The sequence below is a fragment of the Acinetobacter sp. 809848 genome, from assembly GCF_000581275.1.
In the GTDB taxonomy this organism is placed as follows: Bacteria; Pseudomonadota; Gammaproteobacteria; order Pseudomonadales; family Moraxellaceae; genus Acinetobacter; species Acinetobacter pittii.
In genome coordinates, this window is the sequence record NZ_JEXG01000004.1 from 1 (window position 1) to 21,793 (window position 21,793).

The 21,793-nt window shown below is 38.3% G+C and carries 18 protein-coding genes and 7 tRNA genes; 7 read left to right on the plus strand and 18 right to left on the minus strand.

Going from position 1 to position 21,793, the window contains the following annotated elements:
- Positions 1-3: 3 nt before the first annotated feature.
- From J536_RS07885 to J536_RS07925, 9 genes are all read right to left on the minus strand, one after another.
- Positions 4-80 (minus strand) — tRNA-Asp (locus J536_RS07885).
- Between the two features lie 24 nt (positions 81-104).
- Positions 105-180 (minus strand) — tRNA-Val (locus J536_RS07890).
- Positions 181-269: 89 nt separating this feature from the next.
- Positions 270-346, minus strand: a tRNA-Asp gene (locus tag J536_RS07895).
- A 47-nt stretch (positions 347-393) separates the two neighbouring features.
- Positions 394-470 (minus strand) — tRNA-Asp (locus tag J536_RS07900).
- A 36-nt stretch (positions 471-506) separates the two neighbouring features.
- Positions 507-582: transfer RNA gene (locus J536_RS07905), tRNA-Val, on the minus strand.
- Positions 583-671: 89 nt separating this feature from the next.
- A tRNA-Asp gene (locus J536_RS07910) sits at positions 672-748 on the minus strand.
- A gap of 36 nt (positions 749-784) precedes the next feature.
- Positions 785-860 (minus strand) — tRNA-Val (locus tag J536_RS07915).
- A gap of 206 nt (positions 861-1,066) precedes the next feature.
- A complete protein-coding gene (gene elsL / locus J536_RS07920; protein ID WP_032062551.1) occupies positions 1,067-1,570 on the minus strand; it encodes a cell wall-recycling L,D-carboxypeptidase ElsL in 504 nt (167 codons plus the stop codon).
- A gap of 273 nt (positions 1,571-1,843) precedes the next feature.
- Positions 1,844-2,212, minus strand: coding sequence for a YbaN family protein (locus tag J536_RS07925; RefSeq protein WP_017400240.1), 369 nt, complete (start codon positions 2,210-2,212; stop codon positions 1,844-1,846).
- A gap of 103 nt (positions 2,213-2,315) precedes the next feature.
- On the opposite strand from J536_RS07925, the gene J536_RS07930 reads away from it, so the two are divergent.
- The 3 genes from J536_RS07930 (at position 2,316) to dapE (ending at position 4,727) form a co-directional block, all read left to right on the plus strand.
- Positions 2,316-3,197: a DUF1853 family protein gene (locus J536_RS07930; protein ID WP_032062553.1), complete on the plus strand. Its 882-nt coding sequence runs from the start codon at positions 2,316-2,318 to the stop codon at positions 3,195-3,197.
- 123 nt (positions 3,198-3,320) lie between these two features.
- Positions 3,321-3,464, plus strand: a complete 144-nt coding sequence (locus J536_RS07935; RefSeq protein ID WP_014207555.1) for an entericidin A/B family lipoprotein — start codon at positions 3,321-3,323, stop codon at positions 3,462-3,464.
- 126 nt (positions 3,465-3,590) lie between these two features.
- Positions 3,591-4,727 carry a succinyl-diaminopimelate desuccinylase gene (gene dapE / locus J536_RS07940; protein WP_032056673.1) on the plus strand — a complete coding sequence of 379 codons (1,137 nt, stop codon included), beginning with the start codon at positions 3,591-3,593 and terminating at the stop codon, positions 4,725-4,727.
- 34 nt (positions 4,728-4,761) lie between these two features.
- On the opposite strand, the gene J536_RS07945 is transcribed toward dapE, so the two are convergent.
- The 6 genes from J536_RS07945 to pilG all read right to left on the minus strand — a co-directional run bounded on the left by J536_RS07945 (position 4,762) and on the right by pilG (position 13,368).
- Positions 4,762-5,229, minus strand: a complete 468-nt coding sequence (locus J536_RS07945; protein WP_002116250.1) for a hypothetical protein — start codon at positions 5,227-5,229, stop codon at positions 4,762-4,764.
- Complete coding sequence (locus J536_RS07950) at positions 5,229-9,734, minus strand: hybrid sensor histidine kinase/response regulator (RefSeq protein ID WP_032062555.1); 4,506 nt, start codon at positions 9,732-9,734, stop codon at positions 5,229-5,231. Before J536_RS07950 ends, J536_RS07945 begins: the two co-directional genes overlap by 1 nt.
- 147 nt (positions 9,735-9,881) lie before the next feature.
- Positions 9,882-11,960, minus strand: a complete 2,079-nt coding sequence (locus J536_RS07955; protein ID WP_005072794.1) for a methyl-accepting chemotaxis protein — start codon at positions 11,958-11,960, stop codon at positions 9,882-9,884.
- A 42-nt stretch (positions 11,961-12,002) separates the two neighbouring features.
- Positions 12,003-12,539, minus strand: a complete 537-nt coding sequence (locus J536_RS07960; RefSeq protein WP_002116439.1) for a chemotaxis protein CheW — start codon at positions 12,537-12,539, stop codon at positions 12,003-12,005.
- 60 nt (positions 12,540-12,599) lie between these two features.
- Positions 12,600-12,962, minus strand: a complete 363-nt coding sequence (locus tag J536_RS07965; RefSeq protein ID WP_002116220.1) for a response regulator — start codon at positions 12,960-12,962, stop codon at positions 12,600-12,602.
- 22 nt (positions 12,963-12,984) lie between these two features.
- Positions 12,985-13,368, minus strand: a complete 384-nt coding sequence (gene pilG / locus J536_RS07970) for a twitching motility response regulator PilG (RefSeq protein ID WP_000389061.1) — start codon at positions 13,366-13,368, stop codon at positions 12,985-12,987.
- 284 nt (positions 13,369-13,652) lie between these two features.
- Between pilG and J536_RS07975 the strand changes: the two genes are divergently transcribed.
- From J536_RS07975 to J536_RS07990, 4 genes are all read left to right on the plus strand, one after another.
- Entirely contained in the window at positions 13,653-14,291 is a 639-nt protein-coding gene (locus tag J536_RS07975; protein WP_032062557.1) for a hypothetical protein, read from the plus strand.
- Positions 14,292-14,359: 68 nt separating this feature from the next.
- Positions 14,360-15,469 carry an efflux RND transporter periplasmic adaptor subunit gene (locus J536_RS07980; protein WP_081404103.1) on the plus strand — a complete coding sequence of 370 codons (1,110 nt, stop codon included), beginning with the start codon at positions 14,360-14,362 and terminating at the stop codon, positions 15,467-15,469.
- A 15-nt stretch (positions 15,470-15,484) separates the two neighbouring features.
- Positions 15,485-18,583 (plus strand): efflux RND transporter permease subunit, encoded by a 3,099-nt coding sequence (locus J536_RS07985; RefSeq protein WP_032062560.1) that lies wholly within the window; start codon positions 15,485-15,487, stop codon positions 18,581-18,583.
- Between the two features lie 58 nt (positions 18,584-18,641).
- A complete protein-coding gene (locus tag J536_RS07990; protein WP_002116382.1) occupies positions 18,642-20,357 on the plus strand; it encodes a proline--tRNA ligase in 1,716 nt (571 codons plus the stop codon).
- Between the two features lie 53 nt (positions 20,358-20,410).
- Here the strand turns inward: J536_RS07990 and J536_RS07995 are convergent, their stop codons facing one another.
- From J536_RS07995 to J536_RS08005, 3 genes are all read right to left on the minus strand, one after another.
- The gene (locus J536_RS07995) at positions 20,411-20,752 is read right to left on the minus strand and encodes a YegP family protein (protein WP_002116533.1); all 342 of its coding nucleotides are present in this window, start codon (positions 20,750-20,752) and stop codon (positions 20,411-20,413) included.
- 211 nt (positions 20,753-20,963) lie between these two features.
- Positions 20,964-21,308, minus strand: a complete 345-nt coding sequence (locus J536_RS08000) for a zinc ribbon domain-containing protein YjdM (protein WP_002116259.1) — start codon at positions 21,306-21,308, stop codon at positions 20,964-20,966.
- Positions 21,309-21,399: 91 nt separating this feature from the next.
- On the minus strand, positions 21,400-21,756 hold the full coding sequence (locus J536_RS08005) for a DUF488 domain-containing protein (RefSeq protein WP_032005454.1): 357 nt from the start codon (positions 21,754-21,756) through the stop codon (positions 21,400-21,402).
- Between the last annotated feature and the right edge of the window lie 37 nt (positions 21,757-21,793).

Consider the following 21,793-nt stretch of genomic DNA (forward strand, 5'->3'; position numbering starts at 1 on the left):
AAGTGGCGCAGCGGACGGGGCTCGAACCCGCGACCCCCGGCGTGACAGGCCGGTATTCTAACCAACTGAACTACCGCTGCACTTGAGAGCTTAACGTAAAGGCTTGGTGGGCGCTGACGGGATCGAACCGCCGACATTCTGCTTGTAAGGCAGACGCTCTACCAACTGAGCTAAGCGCCCCAAGAAGAAAAAACTAATAAATTATTAATTTTTCGATTTAAAACTTTTACATCTCAAATCTTCTTCCAAACACAACCCGAACTGAAAAGTGGCGCAGCGGACGGGGCTCGAACCCGCGACCCCCGGCGTGACAGGCCGGTATTCTAACCAACTGAACTACCGCTGCACTTTCACAATGTCGAAATTGTGGGGTAAACGATGTTAAGTCTTAAGTGGCGCAGCGGACGGGGCTCGAACCCGCGACCCCCGGCGTGACAGGCCGGTATTCTAACCAACTGAACTACCGCTGCACTACAATACTTTAAAATAAAGTATGGTCACATATATGGTGGGCGCTGACGGGATCGAACCGCCGACATTCTGCTTGTAAGGCAGACGCTCTACCAACTGAGCTAAGCGCCCCAAGAAGAAAAAACTAATAAATTATTAATTTTTCGATTTAAAACTTTTACATCTCAAATCTTCTTCCAAACACAACCCGAACTGAAAAGTGGCGCAGCGGACGGGGCTCGAACCCGCGACCCCCGGCGTGACAGGCCGGTATTCTAACCAACTGAACTACCGCTGCACTACAATACTTTAAAATAAAGTATGGTCACATATATGGTGGGCGCTGACGGGATCGAACCGCCGACATTCTGCTTGTAAGGCAGACGCTCTACCAACTGAGCTAAGCGCCCTTAACGTCTTCATCGTTTGTGAGGTGCATTATAGAGAATCTTTAACAGGTGTCAAACGCTTTTCGACAACTTTTCAAAAAAATGCGAATGAATGATTAAAAATAAGTCATTATTAAGTAAAAAACAATTTTTTGTATTTTATTTAAGCACTTATTTTAATATTTTGATCATTCAGCTAATTAAATAAAAATTTTTAAAATCTTATTTTAGGTTAAAGATTGCTCAGACAAATAAACCAATGCATCTTCAGCGACTAAATCAAACAGTTCAATGATTTCTTCATTACGCATTCGAATACAGCCATGTGACATGGGAACGCCCATCGGTTCTTTATCAGGAGTGCCATGAATATAGATATAACGCTGCATGGTGTCATGACCTTCGCCTTTATTAAAGCCTTCTTCTAAGCCATCTAACCAAAGAATACGTGACAATATCCAATCTCTTTCAGGGAATTGTGCTGCTAGTTCACTACTATAGACCTCCCCTGTGGGCTTACGTGCAATAAAAACCGCATTTTGAGGAGATTGTGCACCAATTTTTTTTGCAACCCTATGCCATCCACGTGGAGTCCTACCAGTATTCTCTTGCTCACCGATTCCGTTCTTTCCGGTAGAAATGACATAAAATTTATTATGTTTAGGCAAAGTTAATGTTTGATTTGCTAAATCGATGAGGACATCTACATCTTCGAGCTTAAATTGAGACATTGAACTTATTCTCTTATATCAACTCAAATACTTTGAGTTTAAGTAAAAATTTATATGAAGAACTTGTCTTGCGCCAAAATTAAAAGATTATCAATCTTCTCTTATCTACGCGCGGTTTCACCGCTTGTCTTGCGCCAAAATTAAAAGATTATCAATCTTCTCTTATCTACGCGCAGTTTCGCTGCTTGTCTTGAGCCAAAATTAAAAGATTATCAATCTTCTCTTATCTACGCGCAGTTTCACTGCTTGTCTTGCGCCAAAATTAAAAGATTATCAATCTTTTAATTTTGGCTCAGGGCGTAGCCATAACCAAACTGCAACGATGAACATGGTAGTATCAGTAAAAACCTTGACCCAAAGCGGTGCTGAAGTAAACAGCATTATAAGGCCACTGATTGCCATCATTATGCTTGCAATCCATTTGGCTTTACGTGGTACTGTACCATTGGCTCGCCAATCACGTAATGTTGGGCCGTATTTGGGATGGTTTAATAACCAATCATCCATTTGTGGCCATCCTTTCGAAGCTGCCCATGCAGCTAGAATCAAAAACACTGTTGTGGGCATACCTGGTAAAATTGCTCCAATAATGCCTAGTGTGATAAAAATCACGACCAAAGAGCGCCAGAACAATGTTCGCATATATAAACCTTAACCTGCTGTTAGCGTTAGTATAAAGTGTTTTTCTAATATTGTTTGTTGATCCCTTATGAAATTAGGATGAATTACTTCGAGTATTAAATATATGAATATTGCCTCAGTGAAAACTTCCTATTTCGAACCATGGCTTCAATTTCAACATCCTATAGTGCGACAGTTGGCTTTTTGTATTGCTAGTCCAAATTTACTTTGCCAATTACCAAAAAGTTTTTCTATACAACACGACTTTAAGCTGCACCCAACCGAAGTATGGGAAGAGCATTTCCAAAATTATTTACCACGGTTAAATGAGCTCGATCAGTCACCAGAGCCTTTAATCCAGTTTTTATCTCAACTTAAAAGTACACGCTTAGGTTTACGCTTTGAGAATTTACTTTGGTTCTGGCTACAAGAGGATAATTATCATCCTTACCAACTGTTAGGTCATAGTATTCAAAAAATTGATGGAGCAAAAACTTTAGGTGAGCTAGATTTTTTAATTTTAAATAAAGAAACTCAACAAATTGAACATTGGGAGGTCGCGTTAAAATACTATTTGGGCGAGGCAGACTTACATTTAGAACAATGGATTGGATTGAATCGTCAGGATACTTTAAGCAAGAAACTTTATCATTTTACGAATAAGCAATTTCAATTTTCTGAAGCATTAAATTTTAAGATTCAACAACGTTTTGCGGTTTTAAAAGGACAACTCTACCTGCCAGTTCAGTTAAATTCTCAAAAGTCGCTACCAGACTGGATAAATTTAAAGCGTCGTTTGGGATATTGGGGGAATACCATTCCCCATTCTTCTTTTTATCGATTGGAAAGACACGAATGGTTGTGTCCAAATAAAGAGCAGACTTCAAATCCAGCACATTGGTGGACAGACGGTCTATATTGTAAAAATAGTGAAGAGGTTTTGTTTTATATGTTTAGACATCCTTCGTACTTAAACATTAAGCCTCACCTGCAAAAATTAAGCTAATTAACAATAAGTTTTAAGCTTCTAGAAACATTTTATAACGTTTTTACTATTAAACAGTCATGTTTCTTTTTCCGTTTGTTTTTTAATCTAAATTTACTTCATTATTAAATTTAAACGGAGAAAATGATGAAAAAAGTTTTAGCTGCGTCTGTAATGGTTGCTGTTATTTTAACAGGGTGTAATACGTTTAAAGGTTTTGGGCAAGATGTTTCTAAAGCAGGTGATGCTGTAACAAATACTGCTGAAAAAACACAAGATAAAATGTAAGTTAGAGTTGTTACTTCAAAAACCTTATCATTCCGATAAGGTTTTTTTATTTTTACGTACCCATCCCTTAGAGATTCGCCTATTATATCGGACTATATTTCACCTGATCAGCACGCAATTTTCGGTATGAACCATTCAGACACTCTCTCGCTTAGCTTAGAACTGTTACAACAACCTTCTGTTACTCCTATTGATCATACATGCCAAACCATCATGGCAGACCGTTTAGCCAAAATTGGTTTTCATATTGAACCAATGCGTTTTGGTGAAGTTGACAATCTTTGGGCGCGTCGCGGAACTGAAGAACCTGTATTTTGTTTTGCCGGTCATACTGACGTAGTTCCGACAGGTAAGTTAGAAGCATGGAATTCAGATCCGTTTGTACCTGAAATTCGCGATGGAAAATTATATGGTCGTGGTTCGGCCGATATGAAAACAGCACTTGCAGCTATGGTCGTTGCATCTGAACGTTTTGTCACAAAACATCCTGATCACAAGGGTTCGATTGCTTTTCTAATTACTTCTGATGAAGAAGGACCTGCTATTAACGGTACGGTTAAAGTGATTGAGACTCTTGAAAAACGTAACGAAAAGATGACATGGTGTTTGGTAGGCGAACCTTCTAGTACTCATAAATTGGGTGATATTGTTAAAAATGGTCGTCGTGGTTCACTTAATGCCGTATTAAAAGTTCAAGGTAAGCAAGGTCATGTGGCTTACCCACATTTGGCGCGCAATCCAATTCATGAAGCATCACCAGCTTTAGCAGAACTGTGCCAAACTGTTTGGGATAATGGAAATGAATATTTCCCAGCAACATCATTTCAGATTTCAAATATTCATGCTGGCACTGGCGCAACAAATGTCATTCCTGGTGCACTAGAAGTTACTTTTAACTTCCGTTATTCAACAGAAGTAACAGCAGAACAACTTAAACAACGTGTGCATGAGATTTTAGATAAACACGGTTTACAGTACGAAATCGTTTGGAATCTTTCTGGTTTACCATTCCTAACACCTGTGGGTGAACTCGTTAATGCAGCGCAAACTGCTATTTTGAACGTAACGGGTACTGAAACTGAGCTTTCAACGAGTGGTGGTACTTCTGATGGTCGTTTTATTGCTCCAACAGGCGCACAGGTATTGGAATTAGGTGTTCTAAACGCAACAATTCATCAGATTAACGAACATGTTGATGTACAAGACCTTGATCCACTAACTGATATTTATGAGCAAATTTTGGAAAATTTATTAGCTAAGTAAAAGTTAAAAAGGAACTCAAAATGAGTTCCTTTTTTTATAGATGAAATGAATTTTGAATATATTGCAAATTAGGAACATGGTAGCGTTGATTGTCCATACGAATATATTTAAATACAGTTGGGTGCTGTAAAGACTCTTGTATATCGTCATTTTCATCTACGACTTCAGAAATACGCAGGCGAACTGAAACTGGCATCGATTTACACACAAGTGCAAAACGTTGACTAATGTCTTCGCTTTCAATGACTAAAGCTACTGCTCGAGAATCTATTTCGTTGTGAACCGAATAAACAGGGAGTTTTACATCATGCCATTCAATATGCTTGATACCGTTTTTAACATCCATAGCAGATAACACTATATTTTGCGGCAATAGCATCGGCACTTGCTGATGACACTCGATAATATATGCATCAATAAAACCAGTTGAGACAGTAATTAAATGCTGAAGCTCTTGCTGGTCCATTTCATTAATTAAGGATGTACTTATATTACTTTTCATTAGGCAAGTCTCCCTTCAAATGTCATGAATAACGCATCAATATTGTCAAGTAAGTCTTCTTCTTGGAAAGGTTTACCCATGTATTGGTTCACACCTAAAGTAAATGCTCGTTCACGGTGTTTTTCACCAGTTCGTGATGTAATCATAATCACTGGTATATCTTGATGTAGATCATGATGTCGAACGAGATTAAGTACCTCAAAGCCATCCATTCGTGGCATTTCAATATCAAGTAACATGAGATCTGGTTTAATATTTTCCAATTGCTCAATCGCATCAACCCCATCTTTAGCTGTGACTACATCATAGCCCTGACGTTCAAGTAAGCGAGACGTCACCTTACGTACAGTTACCGAGTCATCTACAATCATGATAAGACGTCGCTCATCAGACTCGCGTTGTCTATAGATAGTTTCATTAAGCGATTTATGTCGGCGAGTAGATTGAATTTGGCGAGCAATATTTTGTCCATCTAAAATTAGACAAACTTGACCATCACCTAAAATAGTTGCTCCTGCAATCGCACCAATGCTAGAGAATTGTTGTCCTATTGGCTTAACTACAATCTGTGCGCGTGAGCCAATCAGTTGGTCAACTAATAAGGCGACGGTTTGTCCATTATTTGCCTTAATCATTAATACTGGTAATGAATACATCATTCCACTTAAGCGCGGAATTGGTTGATTACCAACAAACTCAGATAAATAACGTAATGGATAGCGCTTATTTTCAAATTCAAAGAGCTCTTGTTCACTTCCGAAATATTGTTCTAATGATGCTGGTGAAACTCGTACAATTCGATCAATCTGCGCCAGTGGGATTGCAAATTGCTGATCAGCAACTTTAACCATTAAAGCATCACTAACAGCTACTGTCGTTGGAACACGTATGGTAAAGACAGTTCCCTGCCCGTATACAGAGTCGACACTCACATGGCCACCTAAGGCCTTAATATCACTTTGCACGACATCCAGTCCGACGCCACGGCCTGAAATCTGAGTGACTTGATCGGCTGTACTTAAACCAGGATGGAAAATCAGCTGTAAAATATCTTGATGTTCTAATACTTGCTCTGGATTAATCAAACCAGACATTAACGCCTTTTGACGAACCTTCTCGATATCAATACCTTGCCCATCATCCTTAAATGTAACTACAACATCTGTACCTTGACGATGAATATTGAGTTCAATGCGTCCAGTTTCTGGTTTTTTAGCTTGTTCACGTTGCGCACGGTCTTCTAATCCATGGTCAATTGCATTTCTAAGCATGTGCTCAAGTGGCGTAACCAAACGTTCTAACATTGTCCGGTCCAGCTCGCCTTCTGTATTATTAACAAAAAGCTCCGCTGGTCGATTTAACGTGGTAGAAGTCTGCCTCACAATTCTTTGCAGACGAGGCAATAATCGAGAAAATGGTACTAAGCGTGTTCGCATAAGACCTTCTTGAATTTCAGCCTGAATACGCGATTGCTGTACCAATAAACCTTCAGTGTCTCTGATCTTTTCAGATAATGTATTTTTAAAATCTACTAAATCCGATGCAGACTCGGCAAGAGACTTTGATAACTGATTTAATGAAGAATATTGGTCCATCTCTAAAGGATCAAATTCCGTATAACGTGAGTTCTCAATACCGTGCTTTGCAATAATTTGGGTTTCCAATTCACCTTCCATTCGACGCAACTGATCTGCAAGTCGCTGAATAGCCAATTCCATTTCCGCTAAGGTATGACCAAATTGGCTTAAATCCATTTCAATTCGCGAACGGTTAATCGAATTTTCACCAGACAGATCAATCATTTTTTCAATTAAATCTGCCGAGACTCGAATCATCTCATTATTTTGATCAAGGCGTTGTGCTTGTTCCCACTCACCCATCATTGGCGGTGGTTCTGTACCGTCACCTTGCACAAAACTCATTACAGGTTCCGTGCTGAATAGATCAGTTCTAGTTAACTTACTAGGAATTTGAATTGCTCTTTCAATGAACTGGATATTTTCCAGACTTTGTTGTAAACCATCGAAGTGTTGATAATTTTGTTTAAAAATTGCCTCTTTTAACCAGACAATTGCACTCTCTAATAAGTTGTCATAAATATTTGAGCTGAAATGATGAAGCGCAAATTGTTCAAAAGCATTCTCAAGTTGATAAGCAATCGCTTGCACGGTTTCAAGTCCCAGCATACGGGAACCGCCTTTCAAGCTGTGCACTGCTCTTTGTAGTTGAAGCAAGATACTACGGTTAGTACGTTGCTCGAACCATTGTTTTAATAAGTGATCGGCCATTTCTAATAGTTCGGCCGCTTCCTCCATGAATGTCTGCTCGACAACAGTATTAATATCTTGATCTGGGATACTCTCTGTATGATCGTGATCAGCATAAAGAACTTGTAATTCGGTTTGCTCAACAAGTTGATTATTAGACTTAGCAATCTGCTCAGAAGCAGAAGTTAACTCACTGAGGTTTAACGCCGTATTATTTATCGCTTCTTGTTGTAATACTTCAAAATTTAATTCAGGTATAACATACGTTTCAGGTTCTGTTTTGCTCTCTTTAATATGAGAATCAAATACCTGACCTGCATTTTTAAGTGCTTGAATAGTATGAGAAGCAGCATAATCTAGGTGCTGTTCACGCACTATTTGAAGACGGTCAGCCAAGTCATCTTGAACTAGTCGAATAAAATCAATGAGAGCAGACGAAACTATCAACTGTTTTTGAATTAAACGCTCATAAATACTTTCTAACTCATGTGCAATTAAACCAATATAAGTTGCCTGAATCATATTTGCCCCACCTTTTAAGGTATGCAAATAACGCATCAGATTATTGAGAGCGGCAAAGTTTTCTTGATCATTAACCCAAAGATTAAGATCTGTATCCATTCCCTCAAGCAACTCATCGGCTTCTTCAAGAAAAATATCTAAAAGATCTGGATCAAAATGACGGTTTACATGCTCAGACGAAATAAACTGTCGATCTAGTTGTACACTCTGTCCTATGGTGACCTGATCAGTGAATACATTTTCTATCAGAGGTTCATTCGCCGTTTGTTCAACTTCAGCATTAAACAATGGTTCAAAAACGTCTTGATGAGTTTCTAATGATTCGGAATTAAGATTTGGAATATATTGAGTATATAGTTTTAGCTCATCCAAGACATTTTGGTGTTGCTCGATGATACTTACTCTTTGTCCCGCAGCTAATGCATCAAATAACTGAATTAATTGTTGGTGCGCTTTTTGATAAATTTCAAAAATATAATCTGATTGCAATAAATCAGGTCGATCAAGCAATATGTCGTAGCTTTCTTTCAACTGGTTAGTATATTCATATAAACCAATCATTGCCTGCGACTGAGTATGTTGCAGCAAAACATCTGCTTGTTCACTTAAACGTTCAAGATAATGAGGAAACTCTGTACGTATTCCCTTCTCAAAGTCTAATTCCGCATCAAGTAATTCAGCAACATCTAGCTGTAATAGCTGAGACACTAAACCATGTGGAGGCATGAGTGGGCTCGAATGCTCACCATGCTGCTCCATGTAAGCATCCCAAACCTGATTAAATTTTTGTAGATCAGATTCCAATTGCTCAGTAGAGCAATGTGCAGCCAATAGATCTAAACTATTTCGAATAAACTGACGATAATCACGGAGTAATGAAACTTCTTCTGAATGAGAAGAAAGCTCTTCTTGTAATAGTATTTTAAATAAATGCTCAACTTTGGTACTAGCTTCAAAGATTGGTTCTACATGAGCCATGGCAGAGCTGCCACGTAATGTATGTAACGCACGTATTAGAGCATTATAACTTTCATGCTGATGTATTTCTTTTTCCAAAAACTGATCAATTGTCGCTAAGTGCTCTTCTGCTTCTTCCATAAATAAAATTAAGGTTTCAGCAAGAGTCTGTTCAGTTTCTATAGCAACTTCTGGAGTCAAAATAGTTAAAACTTCTGTAGATTCTGGTTCTAAGTCATTCGCTTCTAAACCAGTTTGAGTTTCAGCAGTAAGAATATCTGATAATAATAAAAGTTCGTCTAACGCGGGTTCTATACTTTGCTGTTGCTGTAATTGTTGTCCCAATAAAATTAGGGGCCTAAAGTCTAGGGTATGATTTTTTTTAGATTCGAAGTCATCTACTAACTTAAAGAAATAGAACTTAAATACCAACTGAACATATTGTTGGATGTCAGGAGTTAATCCGAGACTCTGATTGATTACCCGATTAAGCGTATCTTCCACAGTCCAAGCAAGCTCAGCAGAAGATTTGGCCCCAATCATTCGCCCTGAACCTTTCAATGTATGAAAATGACGGCGGATTTCAGTAAGCGTAGCAACATTTTCAGATTGCATCCATTCGTGAATCAAAGATTGTAATTCAACAAAAATTTCTTCAATTTCTTCGACAAATATTTCAAGAAATTCATCATCTTGTTGAGAGTAGCTATCTTCCGGTAGCATCATTGCTTCAGTTAAAGTTTTTAATATTTCTTTCATAGCAAAGGCTTCTTTTGCTTGTCTCCTAAATGGAGAAAAACGACAGAGTCAACACCAGAAAAATAGCTGTTTCCCCAATATTTATCTGGTGTTGTTAATACTTTTTAGAAGAATAGCGGTACTGAAACAGCTATTCTCATCCCCAATTTAATCAGGTAATTTAAAGTCCGTTACCGATTCACGTAATGACTCTGCCATGTTTGCTAGTTCAGAAACAGAGCGTGCTGTATCAAAGGTTGCAGTTGTCGTTTGTGAAGTAATTTCTTGTACGACTGTCATGGTGGTCGCAATATGGCTGGCAGATGCAGATTGAAGTTTTGCTGCATCAGAAATGCTGGCAATTAAGTTTGCCAAGTCACCCGATACTTTTTGAATTTCATCCAAGGCAATACCCGCGTCTTTTGCCAAGTTTGCACCACGCACAACTTCAGTGGTGGTTTGTTCCATCGAAATAACAGCTTCATTTGTATCAGTCTGAATTGTTTTAACCAGAGTTTCGATCTGTTTAGTTGCCGATGCAGAACGCTCTGCAAGACGCTGTACTTCGTCAGCAACTACGGCGAAACCACGGCCTGCTTCACCAGCCATAGATGCTTGAATTGCTGCGTTTAATGCAAGAATGTTAGTTTGGTCGGCAATATCGTTAATGAGCGATACGATGTTACCAATTTCTTGTGAAGACTCACCCAATCGCTTAATACGTTTAGACGTTTCTTGAATCTGTTCACGGATTGTGTCCATACCTTCAATTGAACGGTTTACCACTTGCGCACCATTAGAGGCAATTTGTACCGAACGCTCTGCTACCTCAGCAGATTCAGATGCATTTGAAGATACTTGGTCAATCGATTGCGCCATTTCATTCATTGCTGTTGATGCACCAGCAATTTCTTGAGCCTGATGCTCAGACGCCTCTGCTAATTGGTTCGTAATACTCTGCGTATCTTGCGTATAGCGAGCAACTTCTTGAGAGGTTTCATGAATACGGGATACAAGGTCACGTAGTTGGTCAATCGCAAAGTTAATCGAGTCGGCAATTGCTCCCGTAAAATCCTCAGATACAGTTGCATATGAACGTAAGTCACCATCTGCAAGATCGGCGATTTCATCAAGTAAACGTAAAATCGCGTTTTGGTTACGGTCATATTCGTCTTGTAATCGAGTAACACGTTGCTTATCCATCACACTACGTAATGTGATCAATTTAAATACAGAGAAGATTAAGCCTGCTAAAGAACTGATTAGCACCGCACCTAACAATAAAGTAAGCCAGTTCTTTCTTGCTACATCAGATAAATGCCCCAAGTTATCTAACATCACATCTGATTTAGAGAAGATCTGAGAAGATGCCTGACGAACATTGACAATCTGGTTACCATTTTTTAATACCGTGGCAGCAGCAGATTTTAAGACTTTGTCATATTCAGATTTAATACTTTCTAATGATTCACGTAAAGCCGGATCAGCAATACGATCAACACCCAATTCAGCATTACCATTAAGTTCAGCATTTAAATACGTACCAAACGTATCAATGTCTACACCAAAATCGCTAGTCGATACATTGCCATCGGTACCACTTAATACCGAGTTAATAGAACGTAAAATACGTTCGGCAATAAATACCTGGTTTTTAGCAATAATTACCTGACTACTTGGCAAACCTTGACGCGCCATTTGGTCAACCATCAAGTTATATTCTGCCTGAATCTCAGGGACGGTTTCGCTAATAGAGATGTTGGTGTCATATAACTGGTTAAGGACTTTTTGATGTGCTGAAATCAAATCGATGTTTTTTGAAAGTTCAGTCCACATAACTTGAACTTTTTGATATTCATCAGTCGATTTACCGTGAATATTTTCAATCTCAAGTAAGTTTTCATTAAAGTCTTTTTGAGACTGCTGTAGCTTGGTGATTGCCTCTTGAGAGCCAGACTCAGTTGCTTCAGTTGCTTGTTTAGAAATCGTTTGAGATAACAAACGCAACTCACCGAGACTTCGAATTAACTGGTTATGACGTGGAACGTTATAGAACAGATAGGCTAGAGAAACTAATGCAAGCACAAAACATAAAAGTGCTGCATATAGGATTGGCTTGGACTTTTCACTTTCCCCAAATAAACTGGCAAACTGCTCAATTTTTGACTGGATTGTTGCAATAAAATTGACACCCGATTTTTCGGACGCAACCCGACTGCTGCCTTTCTTTTTAAGCTTAAAGCCCATAGCTTTTCCCCAGAAAAATACTCTGTTTTCACAGCGTAAAAATTAGTTTATAAATTTTGTCGATGCATTCATGTAATGTGGGTTTTGCAATAAACGACTAAATAAAAAGACATGCCAATGCTGGTTATGTTGATGAAAATAACCTTGGCAATATTCTTTTAGATTTTCCTCTAAGTCTAAGCTTTGAGAAAAAAAGCTTTTTTTATTAAAGTGCTGAATCCCCAAAACCTGATCCACGACCAACCCCACATACTGGTCGCGATGGCTAATACACAATACTTTTTGAGTTGACGAAAATGAACTTCGTTGCCCTAAAATAAAATGCGCCAAATCAGACACTGAAAGTAGTCTTCCTCGAATATTTGCCAATCCCTTTACCCAACTTTGGGTATTTGGAACTGGTGTATATTTTGGTGGATAGATTACTTCTGACACTTCCCCAAGTGGTGCGACGAAGTATTGCCCTCTCATTTCAAAAGCAATTCCTGACCATCGCTGTGCTTCATTTTGAACTGAAGCGTAATTCTTATTACCCCGTTTAGACAAACGAAGTAACTCGATAAATCCATTCGCTGCCATACTCGATCCTATAAAACGGGTACAAAATGCCCGTTATTTATGTTTTTATGGATGGATGAGTTAATTTAGAAATTGTTTAATTACATCAATCAATTGATTTTCTTCGATTGGCTTAATCAAATAATCGATTGCACCTTGACGCTTGCCCCATACACGGTCAGTTGCCTGATCTTTAGTACTCACAATCACAACAGGGATATGCTTAGTGTCTTCATCACGAGTAATCTGACGTGTTGCCTGAAAACCATTTACACCCGGCATTACAACATCCATCAATACAAGATCTGGTTGCTCTGCTTTTGCAAGAGTTACACCATCTGCACCATTTGATGCTTCAAGCACGTCATAACCATGTTTGGTTAGGATTTCTTTAAAACGAAAAGTTTCGGTTGGTGAATCATCTACAATGAGAATACGTGCCATTTTTTTGCCCTCAAATTATTGTTTATGAACTTACATGATTACGAATCGCGTTTAACAATTCATCTTTGCTAAAAGGTTTCGTCAAGTATTCATCTGAACCTACCACACGCCCTTTTGCCTGATCAAATAAACCATCTTTACTAGAGAGCATGATAACGGGAATGTTCTGATAATTTTGAGAGTTTTTTATCAAAGCACAAGTTTGATAACCATCTAAACGAGGCATCATGATATCGACAAAAACAATATCCGGATTTGCTTCTGCAATTTTGGACAAAGCTTCAAATCCATCCACAGCAGTAATCACTTCACAGCCTTCGCGCTGTAATAAGGTTTCTGCTGTACGGCGAATGGTTTTTGAGTCATCAATCACCATTACTTTCAGATTTTGGAATGCATCTTCCATTTAATCTTCCATCCCCATAAAAATAAAATATAAATGCAATTTAACTTAAATTTGTTTTTACACATTTATACGCATTTTTAACATATCTCACGTTCTATTTTCAATGAGGCATTTTTGTCTACTTTCTCATTTATAAACAATAACTTTTAACCTCATCACACTTTAATTAAAATTATCATTTTTTTTATAATGACTATATTTTTATTCAGCTAAATAATAATTAATATAATGAAGATTAAATATTTAAAAATAAGCGACTTAGCTATCTTTTTTGGGGATTTTCAATGAATGACAGGATGAAATATGCCTTTTACAGGAACTGTTTGTCTGTATCTATAGGCATTATTTCCTTCGGATCACTCTTTTTCTTACCCTTTAGTGTTGCTGTTGCCGATACACCTAAAGCGGTTTGGTATCGTTATTATGACCAACATGGTATTGCCAATATTAGTACATCGGTCACACCTGCTCATATTCGTTATGGTTATGAAGCTCTAGATCGTAATATGCAAGTGATAAAAAGAAACCATTCTTATAATGCTGAAGCTGATTTAAATCAATCAAGTCAACGGGCATTATTGGCGCGACATAAAGAACAAGATATCAAATTAAAAAAAGCTTATAGCAATAGTAAGACAGCTTCGATTAAAAGAGATCAGGCATTAGTGTCTATAAAAAAGCAAATTAATTATCAACAGGAACAACTTAATCAATTACAACAAGACAAAATTTTATTTAAGCGTCAGGAAATGGAGTATTTCAGAAAAGGAGAACCGATTCCTGAGCGTCATAAGGCGTTGATTGAAAACAATCTAAATAATATTAATCGGGTTAAACAAACACTTGAAACACTTTCCAAGACCTATAATCGAACCAACAATGAGTATGAAAATATTATCGATCGTTTAAAAAAGCTTGAATAACTGCAAAGGTTTATCAAGAATAGGGGCAAAATAAAATTTGAATTATAGGATGATGCTGTATGCACACAATGCATCTCACCCCTTCTACTTTTTTTAAACTGAGTATTATTAGTTTATGTTTAATTTTAGCTGCATGTAATCAGCAAGAAACAACCAAAACTACTGAATCAGCTCCTGTCAAAATTGAGCTTATTCCTCAAGATCTTATTGCAGTTAAAGAAGGAGCTCTTGATTCTCAAACTGCATTTACAGGAACTATTCGTGCGGTTCAGCAAAGTTCCATTCAGGCACAAGTGAGTGCAACAGCGACGAATGTCACTGCAAATGTCGGCCAACAGGTACAAAAAGGTCAAGTTCTGGTGAGATTGAATAATCAGGACAATGTTGCACGATTAGCGCAAGCACGCGCCAACCTTGCATCGGCTCAATCACAAGCTGAACTTGCTCGTAATTTGATGAACCGAAAACAAAGATTATTTAATCAAGGTTTTATTGCTCGTGTCGAGTTTGAACAGAGTCAGGTTGACTATAAAGGTCAGCTTGAAAGTGTAAAAGCACAACAAGCCAATGTTGATATTGCTAAAAAAGCGGATCAAGACGGAATTATTACTAGTCCAATTTCAGGTGTGATTACTAAACGCCAAGTTGAACCCGGTCAAACAGTTTCAGTTGGACAAACACTATTTGAAATCGTAAATCCTGATCAACTTGAAATACAAGCCAAGTTGCCAATTGAACAGCAATCTGCGCTTAAGATCGGTAGTAACATTCAATATCAAATTCAGGGCAATTCTAAACAATTAAATGCAACGCTAACTCGCATTTCACCTGTTGCCGATCAAGACAGTCGACAAATTGAGTTTTTTGCTGCTCCTAAAGAAAAAATTGACTCGTTAAGTATTGGAGCCTTCATTAATGGAAACATTTTGCGCAATGACACTCATCAAGGCCAAACTATTCCTTTAGACAGCATTCAAAATATACAACATGATCCATTTGTATGGGTGATACGCAATCACACTATTCAAAAAGTTAAAATTCGGGTGGTTGAACAGCGCTATAACGACAATATTGCTTTAGTCGAAGGTTTACAAAGCACAGATCTGGTCAGCCGTATTCAATTTGAAGATTCCGACATTAATAAAAAAGTGACGGTTACAACCGACAAAAATAAATAAGGTAGCAAATAGCGTATGTGGTTTACTCGAATCAGTGTGAAATACCCCGTTTTTACCATTATGATGATGCTCAGCTTAATGGTACTCGGGTTGGCATCTTGGAAACGTATGACTGTCGAAGAGTTTCCGAATATAGATTTCCCATTCGTAGTAGTCACTACACAATATGCGGGTGCGTCGCCTGAGGCTGTTGAGTCAGATATAACAAAAAAACTTGAAGATCAAATCAATACAATTTCGGGAATTAAACAGATTACTTCACGCTCAAGTGAAGGCCTTTCAATGGTGATTGCCGAGTTTAATCTTGATACTTCTTCGGCGATTGCGGCACAAGACGTTCGTGACAAAATTGCACCCGTCACAGCGCAGTTCCGTGATGAAATTGATACACCGATTGTGCAACGCTATGACCCCTCTTCTAGCCCAATCATGTCAGTCGTATTTGAATCAAACAGCATGAGTTTGGCGCAATTAAGTTCGTATGTAGATAAAAAAATCGTACCTCAGCTTAAAACGGTTTCGGGTGTCGGTAATGTGAATTTATTGGGCGACGCTAAACGGCAAATACGAATAAAGGTTATTCCTGCACAATTGCAAAGCTACGGCATTGGTATTGATCAGGTCATTAACACGCTAAAAAATGAAAATATTGAAGTGCCTGCAGGGACCTTACAGCAAAAAAATTCTGAACTGGTTGTACAGATTCAATCAAAAGTTATTCATCCCCTTGCATTTGGTGATTTGGTCATTGCCAATAAAAATGGTTCACCCATTTTTTTAAAGCAAGTGGCAACTGTTGAGGACACACAAGCCGAACTACAATCGAGTGCCTTTTATAATGGAAGAACTGCGGTCTCAGTCGATATCTTAAAAAGTTCCGATGCCAATGTAATTAAAGTCGTCGATCAGACTTATCTAACGTTAGAGAAATTAAAAGATCAAATGCCTGCGGGCTTAGATTACAAAGTCGTAGCTGATAGCTCTAAAGGTATTCGCGCTTCAATCAAAGATGTGGTTCGAACAATTATTGAAGGTGCTGCTTTAGCAGTTCTCATTGTTTTACTCTTTTTAGGCTCTTTCCGCTCTACAGTTATTACTGGTTTAACCTTACCGATTACTTTGCTCGGAACCTTAACTTTTATTTGGGCTTTCGGGTTTAGCATTAATATGATGACGCTGTTAGCTTTATCACTCAGTATTGGTTTACTCATTGATGATGCAATTGTAGTTCGCGAAAATATCGTCCGACATACTGAACTGGGCAAAGACCATGTGACCGCTGCTCTTGAAGGGACAAAAGAAATTGGTTTAGCTGTACTCGCAACCACGCTTACTATTGTGGCAGTCTTTCTACCCGTAGCCTTTATGGGTGGTCTGATTGGACGCTTCTTTTATCAATTTGGTGTAACGGTCAGTACGGCTGTTTTAATTTCAATGTTTATTAGCTTTACGCTGGATCCAATGCTTTCAGCTCATTGGAAAGATCCTGTAAAGAAAAAAGATAATTGGCTACAACGTTTTTTTAACCATATTTCTAATTTGTTAGATCGGCTTACTCATGTTTATGAAAAGCTATTAAAGCTTGCTCTACGCTTCCGTTTCATTACAGTCATTGTTGCAATCGCTTCATTATTTGCTGCATTAGGACTATCTAAACTCATCGGAACCGAATTTGTACCTACACCAGATAAAGGTGAAGTCCGTATCCAGTTCGAGACTCCTGTAGATTCTTCTTTAGAATATACCCAAGCCAAATTACATCAGGTCGATCAAATTATTAGACAATTCCCTGATGTGGTTTCTACGTATGGTGTGGTTAACAGTGAAGTAGACTCTGGTAAAAACCATGCTGGTTTAGGGGTGACCTTAAAGCCAAAACAAGAACGTAGCTCAGATCTGAATACACTCAACAATGAGTTCCGTGATCGTTTGCAAACTGTAGCGGGTATTCGAGTAACTTCTGTTGCCGCAGCACAAGACTCTGTCTCTGGCGGACAAAAGCCAATCATGATTTCTATTAAAGGATCTGACCTAAATGAACTACAAAAAATTTCAGATCGCTTTATTGCTGAAATGGAAAAAATTAAAGGCGTAGTTGATTTAGAAAGTTCATTGAAAGAACCCAAACCTACTTTGGGTGTTCATATTAATCGCGTGCTAGCAAGTGATTTGGGCTTATCTGTTTCCCAAATTGCGAATGCCATTCGACCATTAATTGCGGGCGATAATGTCACCACTTGGGAAGATCGTGATGGCGAAACTTATGATGTGAATTTACGTTTAAATGAAAATAAACGTATGCTTCCGCAAGATGTTCAAAATTTATATATCAACTCTAATAAAACCAATACAGCTGGACAAAATATATTAGTTCCATTGAGTGCAGTCGCAACGACCGAAGAAAAGCTCGGTGCTTCACAAATTAACAGACGTGACCTTGAACGTGAGGTTCTTATTGAGGCGAATACCTCTGGTCGCCCGAGCGGAGATATTGGTCAAGACATCGATAAAATGCAAAAGGCATTTAAGTTACCTGCGGGCTATACATTCGATACTCAAGGAGCAAACGCCGATATGGCTGAATCTGCGGGATACGCATTAACAGCCATTACCCTATCGATTGTATTTATTTATATCGTGTTAGGTTCTCAGTTCAATAGCTTTATTCATCCCGCAGCAATTATGGCCTCTTTACCTTTGTCATTGATTGGTGTTTTTCTTGCCTTATTCCTGTTCCAAAGCACGCTAAATCTGTTTTCGATTATTGGTATTATTATGCTGATGGGGCTTGTCACTAAAAATGCAATTTTGCTGATCGATTTTATTAAGAAAGCGATGGATCAGGGTGTGAGCCGTTATGACGCTATTTTACAAGCTGGTAAGACCCGTTTACGTCCAATTTTGATGACCACAAGTGCTATGGTGATGGGGATGGTTCCCTTAGCTTTAGGTCTGGGCGAAGGCGGTGAGCAAAGCGCACCAATGGCTCATGCGGTTATTGGTGGTGTGATAACCTCTACTCTGTTGACTCTTGTGGTTGTACCCGTCATTTTCACTTATCTGGATGACTTGAAAAACTTTATGCTGCGTCAAACACGACGATTCATGTCATAATGCAGCGATTATCGTATAATCTGCGTTTTTATAACGCTTAACTTTTAGGACTTTTTCCATGCGCGCAAGCCGCTTTTTATTTGCAACGTTGAGAGAAACCCCAAATGATGCTGAAGTGATTTCACACCAGCTCATGTTACGTGCGGGGATGATTCGTAAATTGGCATCTGGTTTATATACATGGCTGCCGATGGGAACACGTGTGCTTAAAAAAGTAGATGCGATTGTTCGTGAAGAAATGAACCGTTCAGGCGCAATGGAAGTATTCATGCCCGTGACTCAACCCGCAAGTCTTTGGGAAGAATCAGGTCGATATGAACAATATGGCCCTGAGTTATTACGTTTTAAAGATCGTCATACGAACCCATTTGTACTTGGGCCAACGCATGAAGAAGTTATTACAGATATGGCGCGTAACGAATTAAAAAGTTATAAGCAGCTTCCTGTAAATTTCTATCAAATTCAAACTAAATTCCGTGATGAAATCCGTCCACGTTTTGGTGTAATGCGTTCACGTGAGTTCATCATGAAAGATGCTTATTCTTTCCATGCAACTCAAGAATCATTACAAGAAACTTATGATGTGATGTACGACACTTATAGCCGTATTTTCACTCGCTTAGGTTTGGATTTCCGTCCAGTACAAGCTGATACAGGTTCTATTGGTGGTTCAGCTTCCCACGAATTCCACGTATTGGCTGCTAGTGGTGAAGATGACATCGCATTTTCAACTGAATCTGATTATGCAGCAAACGTTGAAATGGCTGAGGCTGTTTTAGTGGATGAACGTGCAGCACCGACACAAGAATTTAAATTGGTTGAAACGCCAAACCAAAAAACGATTGATGATGTCTGCCAATTCTTAAATGCTGATCCAAAGCAATCTGTTAAAGCATTATTGGTACAAGGCATTGCTGATGAAAAAGGTAATGTTCCTGTCGTTGCTCTATTTGTACGTGGTGACCACGAACTTAATGAGATTAAAGCTGAGAAGCATCCTTTAGTTGCTTCGCCTCTTACTTTTGCAACTGAAGAACAACTTCAAGCATTTGGTTTAACTGCTGGCTTTACTGGTCCACAAGGTTTAGTCGAAAAAGGCTTAACCGTAATTGTTGACCGTGCTGCATCGGTTCTTTCTGACTTCGTTGCTGGTGCAAATGAAGCGGACAAACATGCGGTTGGCGTAAACTGGGAACGTGATGCGCAAATTAGCGAAATTTTTGACTTACGTAATGTGGTTGAAGGCGATCCATCTCCAGATGGCAAAGGTACACTACAAATTAAACGTGGTATCGAAGTAGGTCATATTTTCCAGCTAGGTACTAAATACTCTGAAGCTTTAGGCTGTAAAGTTTTAGGTGAAGATGGCAAACCATTTACAGTAACTATGGGATGCTACGGTATTGGTGTAACACGTGTTGTTGCAGCTGCAATTGAACAAAACTACGATGACAAAGGTATTATCTGGCCTCAAGCCATTGCACCATTTGAAATTGCAATTGTTCCAATGAATGCGCACAAATCACCACGTACTCTTGAAGCAGCAGAATCCCTTTATGCAGAACTTCAAGCTCAAGGTTTTGATGTGTTACTTGATGATCGTAACGAACGCCCAGGCGTTAAATTCTCTGACCTTGAATTAATGGGTATTCCACACCGTATTGTGATTGGTGAAAAAGGTCTTGATGCGGGTACTTTTGAATATAAAGGTCGCCGCGATGCTGAAGCGAGCAATTTAACTAAAGAAGAACTTTTAGCTAAGTTAGCGCGTTAATAAATACCTAAATAAAAAAGCAGCTTTTCGAAGCTGCTTTTTTTAACTCAATTTTATGCCTGAACGGTTAAGTCTTTGATATTGGTTGATGAACCATTGTTTTTAACCGACTCGATTCCTTTATCTCGTGAAGCTTCACTCGCATAGAACTGACTCGTGCCAATAATTTGATGATTTGCAGCTTTTAAATTGAAATAAGGTTTCCCATTCTTTGCAGTTAAACGCTCATATCGGGCATCATCACCACTGTTTTTCTGAATTGACTCAATACCATTTACAGCAGAGGCTTTTGCCTTATATAGCTCGCTATTTAAAATAGGCTCACCATTTCCTGCCTTCAAAATAAAACGATATTGTCCATCACTCGCTTGTGAAATTTCGTACCATCCTGCCATAAAAACCTCATTTTTTTGTTGGTGTGGGTATGACTTTCGTTATTATTCTGGACGAAAGTTATTTGTTATTAATGACAATATAAAGGCGTAAATATCCCTTGAACAGTCCATTTTTTATACTTTTTCGTAATAAAATTATAATGATGTTAGGAATTTAAAAAGCAGAGATATAAACGTATATCTCTGCTGAAATGTAATAATAATTAACAGTTTAAGCTTTTTTTACAAATTCAGATTTAAGTTTCATCTGACCAATACCATCAATTTTGCAATCAATATTGTGGCCATCACTTGCATCTGGAACTAAACGAATCGTTTTTACCTTTGTCCCTACTTTAACGACTGAAGAAGAGCCTTTAATTTTTAAGTCTTTAATTACAGTGACGCTATCACCGTCTGCCAAGACATTTCCATTTGCATCTTTAATAATTTCTTGTTCTTCAGTTGCTGATGCTTCTCCTTCTTTCCACTCATGTGAACATTCAGGACAAATCAATAAGTCGCCATCTTGGTAAGTATATTCTGATTGGCATTTTGGGCAGTTTGGCAAAGACATGAAAAAAATCTCAAAAAGTATATTATGCGAGATATGACTCATTTTTTAAAGTTTTAAATAATAGACTTTTACCAAAAAAAAATTTATATATTCATTTTAAGTTTTTACTTAATAAATATTCTTTCAAAATAATTGCATGGTTATTTTCAACATCTTTTGCTGAATATAAAAGCGTAACTGTATGTTTTGCTATGATGTGTTGTAGCTCTTCAACGGCGGAGTTGGTTTCAAGCTCTTTTAAATAACGCTGTTTAAACTCTTGCCAATGATCTGGCGTTGCAGCATGAAACCATTTTCTAAGTTCTGTCGAGGGTGCTATTTCTTTTAGCCACAAATCCAAATGAGCATTTTCCTTACTAATTCCCCTACTCCATAAACGGTCAACCAAAATCCGCTTTCCATCACTGGGCTCAGCAGTTTCATAAATTCTTTTAATATGTATATCCATTTCTGACACCTACTCAGCTCAATCTAAATATCATTGG

What these genes read in the sequence shown, in the direction of transcription:
- elsL (WP_032062551.1), bottom strand. Translation starts at nt 1,570, where the DNA reads ATGTCTCAATTTAAGCTCGAAGATGTAGATGTCCTCATCGATTTAGCA.
- J536_RS07925 (WP_017400240.1), bottom strand. Translation starts at nt 2,212, where the DNA reads ATGCGAACATTGTTCTGGCGCTCTTTGGTCGTGATTTTTATCACACTA.
- J536_RS07930 (WP_032062553.1), top strand. Translation starts at nt 2,316, where the DNA reads ATGAATATTGCCTCAGTGAAAACTTCCTATTTCGAACCATGGCTTCAA.
- J536_RS07935 (WP_014207555.1), top strand. Translation starts at nt 3,321, where the DNA reads ATGATGAAAAAAGTTTTAGCTGCGTCTGTAATGGTTGCTGTTATTTTA.
- dapE (WP_032056673.1), top strand. Translation starts at nt 3,591, where the DNA reads ATGAACCATTCAGACACTCTCTCGCTTAGCTTAGAACTGTTACAACAA.
- J536_RS07945 (WP_002116250.1), bottom strand. Translation starts at nt 5,229, where the DNA reads ATGAAAAGTAATATAAGTACATCCTTAATTAATGAAATGGACCAGCAA.
- J536_RS07950 (WP_032062555.1), bottom strand. Translation starts at nt 9,734, where the DNA reads ATGAAAGAAATATTAAAAACTTTAACTGAAGCAATGATGCTACCGGAA.
- J536_RS07955 (WP_005072794.1), bottom strand. Translation starts at nt 11,960, where the DNA reads ATGGGCTTTAAGCTTAAAAAGAAAGGCAGCAGTCGGGTTGCGTCCGAA.
- J536_RS07960 (WP_002116439.1), bottom strand. Translation starts at nt 12,539, where the DNA reads ATGGCAGCGAATGGATTTATCGAGTTACTTCGTTTGTCTAAACGGGGT.
- J536_RS07965 (WP_002116220.1), bottom strand. Translation starts at nt 12,962, where the DNA reads ATGGCACGTATTCTCATTGTAGATGATTCACCAACCGAAACTTTTCGT.
- pilG (WP_000389061.1), bottom strand. Translation starts at nt 13,368, where the DNA reads ATGGAAGATGCATTCCAAAATCTGAAAGTAATGGTGATTGATGACTCA.
- J536_RS07975 (WP_032062557.1), top strand. Translation starts at nt 13,653, where the DNA reads ATGAATGACAGGATGAAATATGCCTTTTACAGGAACTGTTTGTCTGTA.
- J536_RS07980 (WP_081404103.1), top strand. Translation starts at nt 14,360, where the DNA reads ATGCATCTCACCCCTTCTACTTTTTTTAAACTGAGTATTATTAGTTTA.
- J536_RS07985 (WP_032062560.1), top strand. Translation starts at nt 15,485, where the DNA reads ATGTGGTTTACTCGAATCAGTGTGAAATACCCCGTTTTTACCATTATG.
- J536_RS07990 (WP_002116382.1), top strand. Translation starts at nt 18,642, where the DNA reads ATGCGCGCAAGCCGCTTTTTATTTGCAACGTTGAGAGAAACCCCAAAT.
- J536_RS07995 (WP_002116533.1), bottom strand. Translation starts at nt 20,752, where the DNA reads ATGGCAGGATGGTACGAAATTTCACAAGCGAGTGATGGACAATATCGT.
- J536_RS08000 (WP_002116259.1), bottom strand. Translation starts at nt 21,308, where the DNA reads ATGTCTTTGCCAAACTGCCCAAAATGCCAATCAGAATATACTTACCAA.
- J536_RS08005 (WP_032005454.1), bottom strand. Translation starts at nt 21,756, where the DNA reads ATGGATATACATATTAAAAGAATTTATGAAACTGCTGAGCCCAGTGAT.